This is a genomic window from Alphaproteobacteria bacterium SS10 (genome assembly GCA_019192455.1).
Classification (GTDB): Bacteria; Pseudomonadota; Alphaproteobacteria; order TMED2; family TMED2; genus TMED2.
On the sequence record JAHCML010000006.1, the window covers coordinates 188,625 to 201,852 of the forward strand.

Here is a 13,228-nt window from a genome sequence, read left to right on the forward strand (position 1 = left end):
TATGACCGCTGGGTTTGAGGCTGCTGTCTCCGTCTGTCGATCACGTGCGCATTGGCATAAGCAGGGTGATCTCGGCATCCATGAAATCGAACACCTGAACCTGCAACTCCATCACGAGCGGGTTGGCGCCTTCTCGACCCTGCAGGCGGTTCAGATCGGAGAGTACCGGGCGGAGATGGATTGGGCTGGCAGAATTATTCGCCAACCCACCGGGCATAGTGATCCGCTGTTCTTAATTGAGGCTGACGGAAAGCCGGGCATTGAGGTCAGCCTGTACGACCTAGACCTGACCCAAGCAACCACCGCGGGGCTTGAACTGGTCATGTTAAACGATGACCACCAACCCTGCCCGCTCACCGCTGAAACCGATGCGCCGGATGCGGCGCTGATCACCGACATTGATTGGCAATGGCCAACGCCCAAACTCACCGTAACCGCGCCTAGCGGTGGTGAGATTATCTGGCAGCGTGTCTATAGCGGCGAGTTCGAAGAAGAGCGCCAGATGCTGCCCAAGGGTACGTCTGAGTTCGATATCCCTCCAAGCTTCTCTGACTATTACGGGATCAGCGTCAGCGATGACGCGATCTTTGGCGCCTCGGAGCATAAGCACATTCTGGTCGGTGAGCTGGGCGTCCACCCAACCCGCCCGATGATGGACCTGAAATCCGGTGACATCAGGCCACCAAAGCTTGCCGAACCGGATCGCTACAAATCCCTGATCTTGCGCGATGCTGATGGGGCGCTGACCGATGATACGCTGACCGCCCTGTTAAAGGACTGGCATTGTATTGAGGTTGTTGGTGCGGGTGAGAAGCCTAACTGGCTTAATGAACATGCAGATCATGAACGGGTGAAATGGACACCCCGATGACCGCCAGATCCGTCCCTCTGAAATCCAGTTTTTGGGCACCAATGCCGCTGCGCAGCCTTGTTGGGCTTAGCGCCTACCAGCGGCAGGCGACCGGCCTATGGGGCATTTGCTGCCGGACCTTTGGCCTAACCATTGGGACCTTGCCGACCTTCTCAATCCGCAATGGCATCTCACCCTCCCAGGCCTATCGGGTGTTCGACACGATCGTGCTGGGCCGGAACCCCGTGCTTAACTCCCTCGCCGCCCTATCGCTCGCCCGGCGGGGACAGAAAGCGTTGATTATTACGGAACGGGCAATCGATCACTGGCCGTATCAGCTGCTTGGCACCAAGCCGATGCAATCACTGACTACCCAGGTCGCAAGGCTGGATATGAGCGAGAGCGATGCCAAGGCATTAAGCTCAAGCCTGCCAACCGCCGTGCCGCTATCCGCACTGAACGCTGAGCTTACCTCTGAAAGTGATGGGCGGGAGTTCTTTACCGCTATCGGCCAGGCCTTGCGAAACCTCCATGATCATGACGGGTTTGTCGCGAACCTGCCCCGCGGCTACACGATAAAATCAGGCGGCCGCCACAGCCTGGAAGATGGCGAGGCCTATACCCTTTTCTATCTACGCAAACAGGCAAAGGGTGACCTGCCACCGTTTGAGGATACCGACCCGCCAGCACCTTTGCTGACGGAATTTGGCAGCGCGGTGGAACGAGTGTTGAGCCCGCTGAAGTTCCGCCCGTTTCGCAGACCAACAGATTACGAACGAAGCCCGAGAACCGTTCTCGCCAAACGCTTGGTTCTAACCAGCAATATCGATGCCTTTGGCACACCGACCGAGCGTCCCGATGGCTTTGCCCTCAACTATGATGAGGCGGATGGGATCACAGCCCTCGGCAGTGCACGGGGCAAGGTCGCCGAGGGTAAGACCGTCATTAGCTGGGCGATTGAGGATGTTATTGCCGCCGCCAATCTGGGGCGTGAGTTGGACGACTAGAAGATGAGTGAAACAACCATCAATGCACCGGAAACAGAGCAACGGCTGAAGCGTTACATTGAGGCGCTGATCGCTGGTGACCGTGAGGCGGCTGCCGCGGAAATCTCCCCGAGTTTTGAGCGTCATCAGGGGCGAAATGCTGCACGCCATTTAGAGCATGAGCTGCAGCAATTTGAACCTCGGGTTGAACGCTACAAACTGAAAGAAGGGGTGACCATCACCATCACCGAACACGGCCAATCGAGTGGATTGCTGCACTACTATGTCCGCAACATGCACAACCAGTTCATCTTTGAGGAAACCACACGAGTTGATGATGACGGCCTAATTCTTGGTGACGGGTATAGCTGGGAACTGATCCCCAAACTGCGCTTCGAACGGCATGGTGAGGGCCGCAACATTCGGCGCGGGCTATGCATCGGCTTCAACGGCAAGGTGCCTGAGAAGGTGCTGATTATGGATAAGCGGATCAGTGCCGGTAGCACCCTGACCAATAAGCATGATGAGGGCTCCTACCATTACTGGTTCCAGCTTGAGGATGATGTGGGAGAGTCGGTCAATCTGCTGACCTTGGTGAAGGGTGAAGATGATCGCGCAGCTGAGCGTCGAACCATGCATTTCAGGGGGAACGACCACCCCTTCTTTATCGACAATCTGTTCCCAACGATTGAGGGTAGTCGGGTAACCCTGCCCGACTACCCCTTCGTGTTTTGGAGCCTGCACGTCACGCTGGCGGATGGCTCAACCCAGGGTAAGTACAGCCCAGCCTCTGGCCCACATGAGTATGACCAACCGGTTGCGTCCGCCGTGCTTTTAGATGCTGTCGATAATGAATGGCATTGCGACGCCTAAGCGCTGATTAGTGGCGAGGGTGGCAAATGATCGATCGGCCAGATACCATCAGCCGATCTTTTCATTTTCCGGCAATTTGATAAGCCTACCCTATGGCGCATATCACCCTGAAACAGCTGCACTATTTCGAGGCTTTGGCCCGCCATAAGCATTTTGGTCGTGCGGCGGCTGATTGCTCAATCTCCCAACCCGCCCTGTCGATGCAGGTCAAGGAACTGGAGGAATCCCTGGGCGCCAATCTGATTGAGCGAATGGCCCGAGAAATTCGCCTAACCCCGTTGGGCGAGGAGGTGGTAGAGCGAGCCCGCGACGTCCTACGCGCCGTGTCCGAGATTGGTGATCTGGGCAAATCCTGGCGCGATAGCCTGCGCATGGGTGTGATCGCGACCATTGCCCCCTATCTCCTGCCGCGATTGGCCGAGGCCCTATCCCAAAACTACCCGGATATTGAGCTCACCATGCGGGAAGCCCAGACGCATAAGCTGATCGAAGAGATCATGCAGGGGCGCCTGGATGCGGCCATTCTGGCGCTCCCAATCTCAGAGCCACAGCTGGAAGNGCTGGAGCTGTTTGATGAGCCCTTTGTCTTGGTTCGGCCCCTAACCGATCATGGTCGCCCCGTACCAAACAGCGAGCGGCTGAAAGAAATGCGTATGCTGCTGCTTGAGGAAGGGCACTGTTTCCGGGACCAGGCCCTGGCGTTCTGTAACATGCAATCGGCAACGCCGCGTGAGGTGCTCGATGCCTCATCACTTGCAACCCTGGTCCAGATGGTCAGCGCCGGGTTTGGCATCACCCTGATCCCGGAAATGGCGGTGCCGGTTGAAACCCGGTCAGCGGCCGTTGCCATCGACCGCTTCCCCGAGCCCGAGCCAACGCGCAAGATCGGCATGGTCTGGCGGAAAACCAGCCCGCTTGCCGATGAGCTGACCGAGGTTGCCCAAGTTGTGGCCAAGGCGGCCCAGGCGATGCAGACCCGGTCACGCACCCCTGCTTGCGCCGCTGGTTTTTAGCACCACATCAACTCGCGAAGCGGCGAATTCTTCGCTACAGTCCGCCCATCACGCCAACAGGCAACCACCACCCTAGATGCTGAGCCAACCCATGGGTCTAAACAGTAAGCCACGCGTCCCCGTGCCCGCGGATTTGAAACGGATCAACTGCATTCTGACGGTGACCAAGACCGAACAGATCACGCCGAACATGATCCGGGTTAGCTTGACCGGGCCAGAACTGACCGAGGTGCCCCTGGGCTGTGATGGTTCCCATTGTAAGTTGCAGCTGCCAGCGCCGGGCCAAAGCCGGGAAGCGTTCGAGGCTCAACTTACCGATGGCCCTAAGCCACCACGGCGCACCTTTACCGTTCGCCATGTTCGCCATAACCCGCATGAGATCGATATCGATTTCGTTGATCATGGCGATAGCGGCCCGGCCTCTGCCTGGGCCAACAATGCTGAGCCAGGTAGTTTCCTGCACTTCTCCGGCCCCGGTAAAATCAAGGTCACCGAGTATTACGCCGATTGGTATCTGGTGGCCGCCGATATGGCCGCCCTGCCCCTTGCCTCAGCGGTGTTGGAAGCCATGCCGATTGATGCGAAAGGCCTAGCCCTGCTGGAGATCACCGATGAGAGTGATAAGCAGCCGATTGATGCCCCACCCGGGGTTGAGGTGCGGTGGCTGATGCACCCAAACCCGAACCAGCGCTCAACCGCGCAGGAAGACATCATGCGCGGCCTCGACTGGCCAACCGGCACGATCCAGACCTGCATAGCGGGGGAGAGCGGTACGATCCGCAGCATCCGTGACTATCTGCACAATGACCGCCAGATGCCCAAAGAAGACACCTACATCTCAGGGTATTGGAAGATTGGCCTGGTTGAGGATGAGCATCAGGCCATGCGCAAGGCGGGCGGCCCAGCCGGTTAAAGCAGTAAAAACCAGCTGTTCAGGTGGCGTTCAGGATAACCCTGCAACGATAGAGCGTGGGTGTCGGGGCATGCCCGTTATCCATTCGACCCATCGATAGGCATCTGGCAAGCTGCGGCAACCATGAAGAACAAGCGACCACGCTTCCCGCGCCCGCTCGCCCTCCCTCTGTTTGCCCTGCTGGTTGGCAGTGCATTCCTGGCGCCAACGCCAGGCCAAAGCAGCGATGACGGCGCATCATTTTCCGAGATGCTGGAAACAGCACGCCAACGCGTGCCTGATAGCCGCCTGCTGGATGCCGATATCCTCGCCGATGACAACCCGCCGGTGGTTGAGTTCTTATTCATGTCACCCGATGGCAAGGTGACCTCAATCCGTATGAATGCCGATACAGCTGAAATTCTCGATGTCTTTGGCAATGCGCCACCAGCCGCCGAACCAACCGTTGCGGCACCAACCCCAACAAACCGCAACCGCTTCCTTCGTGACCCGCTGGGCGTGAATAGCTTTGGTGAGGGCACCAATGGCGGCCCGGGCGGAGGCCCAGGCGCCGGTGGTGGACCAGGCGGCGGACCCGGTGGTGGCGGCGGCGGCGGCGGTGGCGGCGGAGGAGGCCGATGAGAATTCTAGTCGTTGAAGACGAAGAGGCCCTGGCCAACCAGCTGAGCACAGCGCTCGGCGAGGCTGGTTTTACGGTTGATATTGCCGCCGATGGTGAAGAAGGCGCCCATCTGGGCGAGAGTGAGAACTACCACGCCATCGTGCTCGATCTCGGCCTACCAAAGCTGGACGGCGTCTCAGTGCTGAAGCGCTGGCGCTCTGCAGATAACAAAATCCCTGTGCTAATCCTCACGGCCCGCGGCTCTTGGCAGGACCGGGTTGAAGGACTTAACGCGGGCGGTGACGACTACGTTGCCAAGCCCTTCCAGATGGAGGAGGTGGTCGCCCGCCTGCGAGCCCTTATCCGCCGGTCTAGCGGCCTCGCTGGAACAGAGCTAACCGCCGGCGCTGTGGTCTTGAACACGGTTAATGCAACCGTGACCCTGAATGGCCAGGCGGTCACCCTTACCTCACATGAATACAAGCTGTTGATGACCCTAATGATCCGCCCCGACCATGTGCATGGGAAGGCGGATTTGGCCGAGCAGCTGTATGGCCTCTATGAGGATCGGGACAGCAACACGATTGAGGTGTTCGTTGGTCGCCTCAGGCGGAAACTGGGCACCGGCATTATCGAGACGGTCCGTGGCCTGGGTTATCGCATCGGCACGGCATGAAGCGCTTATCACTCACGGCACGGGTCCTTATTGGATCATTCCTATGGATATCCATTGCCCTCGCAAGCAGCGGCTTTGGCATCCTTAAGGTATTTGAGGACTCCGCCTTCCGGCAGTTTGATGAACGGCTGGAGGCAGAGCTCGATCTGCTAATCGTCGCCATCACACGAAGCCCGGAAGCGCCGGGCCAACGGATGACCTCACCCGCCTTTGCCCGGGTCTATTCCGGTCTCTACTGGCAAGCAGTGCAGCAGCCAGATGCGTTATTCCGCTCACGCTCTCTATTTGATCAGGAACTAACGCTTACCCCACCAGAAGCCGGTATCGGGCGGGATGAGATTGCCGGGCCAGACGGCCAGCAGCTGCGGCTGCTATCCAGAACACTGCAAACGCCGGATGGCGCAAGCTGGCAGCTGGGCGTGGCCGCCGACCTTGCAACCCTGCGTGAAGAACTGGCGCTGTTCCAGCGCAGCCTTCTGGTCTCAGCGAGTTGGATCACGATCCTGGTTCTGGCGGCAGCGGCGATTGCCAACCGCGCGGCCCTATCCCCGCTTCGCTCCCTCCGCTCGGCTGTTCAGCAGCGTAAAACCGTTGAGACGGGCACCATTGATGGTGAGTTCCCGACCGAGATTGAGCCGCTGGTCACTGATTTGAACACCATGCTTCAGCGCAATACTCGCCTTAGGGAACGCGGCCGACTACAGGCCGCCAATCTGGCCCATGCGCTCAAAACCCCGGCCACAATCCTGAAGAATGAACTGGATACAGCCAAGGCTGGTGGAGAGATCAATTTGACCGTCGCAGCCGAGGCGGTTGAACGCGTCGCAAGCGCTGCTGACCAACACCTTCGCAATGTGGTCGCCGGGCAAGAGGCGATGGCCGCCGGATCCGTCATTGATGTGGTGGCAACAGCCAACGAAGTTTTACGTGCGCTTGAGCGGCTGTTCCCAGAAATCGCCTTCTCCGTTGAGGCGCCGGATCAGTTACCGCTCGCCATGCTGCGCGCGGATCAGATGGAGATCTTAGGCAACCTCGTGGAGAATGCCGCCCGGTTCGCCAATAGCCGGGTTGTGGTCTCCCTAAGCCAAGAGGCTGACGAGGCCATCATCGCGGTTGAAGATGATGGGCCCGGCATCCCGGAAGGTGATCGTGACCGGGCGCTGCAAGCTGGCGTCCGCCTGGATCAGAAAACCAGCGGCTCTGGGTTGGGCCTCGGCATCGTTGAGGCGGTCGTCGATCGGTATGAGGGGCAGGTATCGCTTTCAGGTTCGGCACTTGGCGGCCTGAAGGCGGAAGCACGCCTGCCGACAACAAATAAATAATTTCAAATACTTAAAACAATTTCAGAACCTGAACCCAAGCTGAACGAGGGATTCAGATTGGGTTCAGCACACCTCCCGTAAGCTTCTTCCATCAGCACCAAACAAAAGAGGGATCAGCCCTCACCGGCGAGATTAGGAAGGAGCCAGATCATGACCACGCTACCAACCAAAACCGATGCACTATCCCTCGCTGGTGATCTGGCACACCCGATTGATGATCCATCCGTCGACTTCTTTGAGACGGTTGCCGCCCTCGACAACGCTGCTGATATCGCAATTGACCCAACGACCTGCATGACCGCCTGGGAGGTGGGGGAGCCAACTCCACCTACCAACCGCCCAAGTCTTGATTTCGGCATCGCCCTACTAACTGACACGCCCAACGACCCCCAAACTGCCCAAGTGCGTTCCCCATCCACTTGGCATCCGTTGGGCTTTCCCCCGGCCCCAACCCCAGTCGCCCCCATCGGGCCGGGGGAACCCCCATTCCAAAACGACAATGCCGAGCTCGAGCCTATTGAAACGACTACCCTCCCCACCTCGTTTGAGACCGTGCTGATGCGTGAACATAATCGCTGGGTTGAGGTTCTGGAGCGTGAGAACCCGCATTGGAGTGACAAACAACTCTTCGACGCCGCAGCTGTACGGGTCGAGGTGGAAATCCAGGCCATTACCTTCAACGAATTGCTCCCCCTACTCTTAGGCGTTGAGGGCATGGCAATGGGCGCCACCGGCAATGCCGAGCTGACCACCGCCAAGGCAGTTCGTTTCATAACAGCCGCCATCAAGTTCATGGCCGACCCCGGCCTGCCAGCGCCGGTCGACATGCCACTCCACGATCAGGATGATTTGGAAGAACTGGTGGCCAATTTGGTGATGAGTGCCATGGCCGACGGCCTCTATGGTGGTGAGTACGCAACCACCATCGTCGACCAATTCCCCCGCCTCTTCGCCGGTGACGTGACGGTGAGCCATGAAAACGGCCTAAGCGAAGGTGAGCTGGCGGCACTCTGGAACACGCAACTGGCAGAACTGATTGCCGTTAACACCGATATTGATCGGGTGGATGATGATGTGATGCTGTTCATCGAGGAGCCGCTGGATGAACACTGGCGCACTCAAACGACCATTAATGCCTAATCTGGCTTAGTGCCCCCTAAGCCCTGCAATGGCGCCGCTGTGGCGCCATTTGCTTGTTTGGCCATAAGCCAAGCACCTATCCCAGCCAATCATCGACAAGAGGGGCCGTGCCTGGGTAACGTGCTGGCAGCAAAACGCCGGACACAGCATGACCAATACGACAGACAAACCCACAGCAGAAGGCGACCAGAAGGCCGCCGGTGGCTGGGGTGCGTTAAAGAGTGTTGGTCGGCAATTGATGGGCAGCGGCCAGCCGGTCAACAACGCGCGCGCCCTCTTAAAAACCAATCAGCCCGATGGCTTTGACTGCCCCGGCTGTGCCTGGGGCGATCCGGAGCATGGCTCCTCCTTCGAGTTCTGTGAGAACGGCGTTAAGGCCGTCGCCTGGGAGGCCACCAAGGCCCGCGTGACGGCAGAGTTTTTTGCGCAGCATAAAGTGAGCGAGCTACAGCAATGGTCAGACTACGACCTTGAGCATCAGGGCCGGTTGACCCAACCAGTTCGCTACAATGCCGAGACCGATCATTTTGAGCCCGCCACCTGGGACACCGCTTTTACTGAGATTGCAGCAGCACTAAACGCGCTTCAGAACCCAAACCAGGCGGAGTTCTACACCTCTGGCCGGACAAGCAATGAGGCCGCCTTTCTCTACCAACTCTTCGTTCGGCTGTTCGGCACCAACAACTTCCCCGACTGCTCAAACATGTGCCATGAGGCAAGCGGCGTTGCCCTGACCGAGGCGATTGGCACCGGCAAGGGCACGGTGCGGCTGGAGGATTTTGAGCAGGCGGACGCGATCTTTGTCGTCGGCCAGAACCCGGGCACCAACCACCCACGCATGCTGACCGACCTGCGCGCCGCCGTGGAACGCGGTGCCCATGTGGTGGTGTTCAACCCGCTGAAAGAACGTGGCCTCAAGCGCTTTGCCGATCCGCAGAACAAGGTCGAGATGCTGCAGGCCGGGCATAAGCCTACCTCAACCGAGTATTTCTGCCCCCGCCTAGGTGGCGACATGGCAGCATTCCGGGGCATGGCGAAAGTGGTGTTAGCGGAGGATGATGCCGCGCGCGAGGCTGGCAAGCCCCCCATCCTCGACCATGACTTCATCGCCGAGCATTGTCATGATTTTGAGGCCTACCGCGCCCTGGTTGAGGCGACCGACTGGAACATGATTGAGGTGCAATCGGGTCTAAGCCAGGCGGAGATTGAGCAGGCGGCCAATATCTACATGACCTCTGACCGGGTGATCACCACCTGGGCCATGGGCATCACCCAACATCGGCATGCCGTGGCAACGATTAAAGAGATTGCCAGCTTCATGATGCTGCGCGGCAATCTGGGGCGGGACGGCGCCGGGCTGTGCCCCGTGCGTGGCCACTCCAATGTCCAAGGTGATCGCACCGTTGGGATCAATGAGCGCGCACCGAAAGCTCTGTTGGATGCGCTGGAGAAGGAGCTGGGCGTTGAGCTGCCGCGCGAGCCTGGGCACAACGTGCTGCACGCGATTGGGGCAATCCTCGATGGCTCAGCTAAGGCTTTCTTCGCCATGGGTGGTAACTTCGCGCGTGCGGTGCCGGACAGTAAGGTCATCGCCCAGGCCTTGCGCAAACTCGACCTCACCGTTCATGTGGGCACCAAGCTGAACCACGGCCATCTGATGGTTGGTAAGCAGGCCTATATCCTGCCCTGCCTTGGCCGCACGGAGATTGATCGGAACAGCAAAGGCGAGCGCCAGATTGTCACCGTGGAAGATTCCATGAGCATGGTGCACGGCTCCGGCGGCATTAACCTGCCCGCCTCTAAAGAACTGAAGTCCGAGGTCAGCATTGTCGCCGGTCTGGCCAAGGCGACGGTCGGCAGCAAGGTTGTGGATTGGGATGCGCTGGCGGAAAGCAACGACCTTATCCGGGATATGATTGCCCGGGTCTTGCCCATCTTCGGGGATTTCAACCGTACGGTGCGACAGCCCCGCGGCTTCCACCTGCGCAATCCGGCCTCGCACCGGGAATGGAATACCGATACGGGCCGCGCCAACTTTAACACCGCCGCGCTGCCAAGCCAGACCGATTGGCAGCAGGCACAGGATAGCGAGCAGCCGACCTTCGTCCTCCAAACCGTCCGGTCCCATGATCAGTACAACACCACCGTCTATGGCATGGATGACCGCTATCGCGGCGTGTTCGGCAAGCGGCAGGTGATCTTCATCCACCCAAAGGATCTGACCAAGCTCGGCATGGAAGCGGAGCAAGAGGTGGACGTCATCGGCTGTTATGAGGATGGGGTTGAGCGGATCGCAGAGGGTTTCCAGCTAATCCCCTACGATACGCCGCGCGGCTGTGTTGCTGGGTATTTCCCGGAGCTGAATGTCCTGGTCCCGCATCAGAGCTTTGGGGAGAAGAGTTTCACCCCTACATCAAAGTCGATCCTCGTCCGCTTCCGCGCCCATGGGGCCTAACCGGTGAGTGAGCAAGAACAACTAGCGCCATTGGTTGAGCGCCTTTTGGCCGCTCATCCAGACATGCTGACACCCATTGGTGCGGGCCTCCTGGCCACCGCACATTTGGGCCTCAACAGCGATAGCCGAAGCTTCGCCAAGGATATGGATGTGGCCCATGCCCTGGTGATCCGGGAATGCACCTTGCTCGCTGAGGATCACGAGCTTCTTGTACTGGAAGACCGCGAGGAACCATCAGGTCGCCTTTTCTTCACCCTAGCGGATAAGGCGCTAGCCTTGCTGCTACCCCCAACCATCGATGTTGAGGCGGTTGCGATGCCGGGTGCCAAACCAGTGTCTCACACCCTGGTCGCCGAGGTGCCGGTCGCCATGGTGTTTGATGGCACTAGCGCTGCCGTCATGATGGCTTCCCCCACCGATATCGAGGATTTCGCCATCGGCTTTGCCCGGACGGAGGGCTTCATCAATAACCTCAGTGAGGTTGAGAGCTTTGAGGTCGTTACCCAGCAAACCAGTAAGGGGATGACCGCGATTGAGGCGAGGTTTTGGCTAGCACCGGAACGCAGCGAAGCAGTTGCCGCCCGTCGCCGCTCCATGGCCGGGCCCATCGGTTGTGGCCTTTGCGGGATTGAGAGCATTGAGGAAACAACCCGCCAGGTACCAACCCTGCCGCCGGGCGAACTACCCATGACCTATGATGAAATCAATCAGGCGACGGAGCAGCTGCGCGCCCATCAGCCGCTACATGATCAGGCTCGTGCGGTCCATGGCGCCGGGTTCCTACAACCGGGCAAGGGCATTATCGCAGCGCGCGAAGATGTGGGCCGCCACAACGCACTCGACAAACTCTTAGGTGCCCTGATCCGCCAAGGGATTAACCCGGCCAGCGGCGCCATCGTCATGACCTCCCGCCTATCGGTTGAGCTGGTGCAGAAAGCCGCCATCGCAGGCTGCCCCGCCATCATCGCCGTCTCAGCCCCCACCGCCTATGCGGTCGAGGTGGCGAACAAGGCCAACATAACCCTAGCCGCCCTAAGCCGCGGCGACGGGTTCACCATGTTTACGCATGGTGAGCGATTGGGGCATCTAAACACCTAAGCCCAAAACGAATAACGCGACCGGCGGTTGGGCACGGTCGCGTTACGTCTAATTAGCTTGTCAGCCTCTTTGCTTGAGCCTAGCCACCAAAGTCATCGAGCATGATGTCTTCGCGGTCGACGCCTAGGTCCACCAGCATGTCGATCACCGACTTGTTCATGATTGGCGGGCCGCAGAGGTAGTACTCGCAATCCTCTGGCGCTGGGTGCTCCTTCAAATACTGCTCAAACAGGACATTGTGGATGAAGCCGGTATGGCCCTTCCAATCATCCTCAGGCAGCGCGTCTGACAGGGCGACGTTCCATTTGAAGTTCTTGTTCTCTTCATCGATCGTGTCGAAATCCTCGACATAGAACATCTCGCGCTTAGAGCGCGCGCCGTACCAGAAGGTGACCTTACGGTCGGTATGGATGCGGCGGAACTGATCGAAGATGTGGCTACGCATTGGCGCCATGCCAGCACCACCGCCCACGAAGACCATTTCCTTCTTGGTCTCACGGGCGAAGAACTCACCAAACGGACCAGAGATGGTGACCTTATCGCCTGGCTTCAGGCTGAAGATGTAAGAGGACATCTGGCCAGGCGCGATGCCATCGCTGCCCGGTGGCGGGGTCGCAATCCGGACGTTGAGCATGATGACGCCCTTTTCCTCCGGATAGTTAGCCATGGAGTAAGCACGCTCAATCGGCTCATCCACCTTTGATTCATACCGCCACAGATTGAACTTATCCCAATCTTCTCGGTACTCCTCAGCAACGTCGAAATCCTTATAGGCAACGGTGTGGGATGGGGCCTCAATCTGGATATAACCACCAGCGCGGAAGGCAACATCCTCACCCTCAGGAAGCTTGAGCTTCAACTCTTTAATGAAGGTTGCCACGTTATCGTTGGAGACAACCTCACATTCCCATTTCTTAACGCCGAAGACTTCTTCCGGGACCTCCACTTCCATGTCCTGCTTCACCGTCACCTGACAGGATAGGCGGTCACCGCAGGAGGCCTCACGCTTGGTAATATGGCTTTCCTCGGTCGGCAGGATGGAGCCGCCACCGGAGTGGATCTTCACCCGGCATTGGGCGCAGGTACCACCACCGCCGCAGGCTGATGGTACGAACAGGCTTTGGCCGGCCAAGGTCTGCAACAACTTGCCGCCAGCGGGAACGGAGATGGTCTTCTCACCATTGATGGTGATGTTCACATTGCCGGTTGAGACCAGGCGTGAGCGGGCGGCCAGAATGACCGTGACCAGCGCCAGAACAACGGCAGTGAAGAGCAAAATACCGAGGCTGAAGGTTTCCATA

12 protein-coding genes are annotated in these 13,228 nt (G+C 58.7%); 11 read left to right on the top strand and 1 reads right to left on the bottom strand.

Translation table 11 applies throughout. The features are described from left to right. The first annotated feature begins 1 nt into the window (after window position 1). From KI792_10935 to fdhD, 11 genes are all read left to right on the top strand, one after another. Window positions 2-871 (top strand): hypothetical protein, encoded by an 870-nt coding sequence (locus KI792_10935; protein ID MBV6633530.1) that lies wholly within the window; start codon window positions 2-4, stop codon window positions 869-871. Continuing rightward, window positions 868-1,857, top strand: coding sequence for a hypothetical protein (locus tag KI792_10940; protein MBV6633531.1), 990 nt, complete (start codon window positions 868-870; stop codon window positions 1,855-1,857). Before KI792_10935 ends, KI792_10940 begins: the two co-directional genes overlap by 4 nt. Before the next feature lie 3 nt (window positions 1,858-1,860). Next, on the top strand, window positions 1,861-2,709 hold the full coding sequence (locus KI792_10945) for a hypothetical protein (protein ID MBV6633532.1): 849 nt from the start codon (window positions 1,861-1,863) through the stop codon (window positions 2,707-2,709). 92 nt (window positions 2,710-2,801) lie between these two features. Next, a complete protein-coding gene (locus tag KI792_10950) occupies window positions 2,802-3,722 on the top strand; it encodes a LysR family transcriptional regulator (protein MBV6633533.1) in 921 nt (306 codons plus the stop codon). A 91-nt stretch (window positions 3,723-3,813) separates the two neighbouring features. Then, window positions 3,814-4,635, top strand: coding sequence for a siderophore-interacting protein (locus KI792_10955; GenBank protein ID MBV6633534.1), 822 nt, complete (start codon window positions 3,814-3,816; stop codon window positions 4,633-4,635). A gap of 123 nt (window positions 4,636-4,758) precedes the next feature. Next, window positions 4,759-5,256, top strand: a complete 498-nt coding sequence (locus KI792_10960; GenBank protein MBV6633535.1) for a PepSY domain-containing protein — start codon at window positions 4,759-4,761, stop codon at window positions 5,254-5,256. Then, entirely contained in the window at window positions 5,253-5,912 is a 660-nt protein-coding gene (locus KI792_10965; protein ID MBV6633536.1) for a response regulator transcription factor, read from the top strand. The genes KI792_10960 and KI792_10965 overlap by 4 nt, the downstream gene beginning before the upstream one ends. Then, window positions 5,909-7,234, top strand: coding sequence for a sensor histidine kinase (locus KI792_10970; GenBank protein ID MBV6633537.1), 1,326 nt, complete (start codon window positions 5,909-5,911; stop codon window positions 7,232-7,234). Before KI792_10965 ends, KI792_10970 begins: the two co-directional genes overlap by 4 nt. A 150-nt stretch (window positions 7,235-7,384) precedes the next feature. Continuing rightward, on the top strand, window positions 7,385-8,374 hold the full coding sequence (locus KI792_10975) for a hypothetical protein (GenBank protein ID MBV6633538.1): 990 nt from the start codon (window positions 7,385-7,387) through the stop codon (window positions 8,372-8,374). A gap of 148 nt (window positions 8,375-8,522) precedes the next feature. Further along, window positions 8,523-10,829 (top strand): FdhF/YdeP family oxidoreductase, encoded by a 2,307-nt coding sequence (locus KI792_10980; GenBank protein MBV6633539.1) that lies wholly within the window; start codon window positions 8,523-8,525, stop codon window positions 10,827-10,829. 315 nt (window positions 10,830-11,144) lie between these two features. Then, window positions 11,145-11,927 carry a formate dehydrogenase accessory sulfurtransferase FdhD gene (gene fdhD, locus KI792_10985; protein ID MBV6633540.1) on the top strand — a complete coding sequence of 261 codons (783 nt, stop codon included), beginning with the start codon at window positions 11,145-11,147 and terminating at the stop codon, window positions 11,925-11,927. 79 nt (window positions 11,928-12,006) lie between these two features. Here the strand turns inward: fdhD and nqrF are convergent, their stop codons facing one another. After that, window positions 12,007-13,227 (bottom strand): NADH:ubiquinone reductase (Na(+)-transporting) subunit F, encoded by a 1,221-nt coding sequence (nqrF, locus tag KI792_10990; protein MBV6633541.1) that lies wholly within the window; start codon window positions 13,225-13,227, stop codon window positions 12,007-12,009. Window position 13,228: the final 1 nt, after the last annotated feature.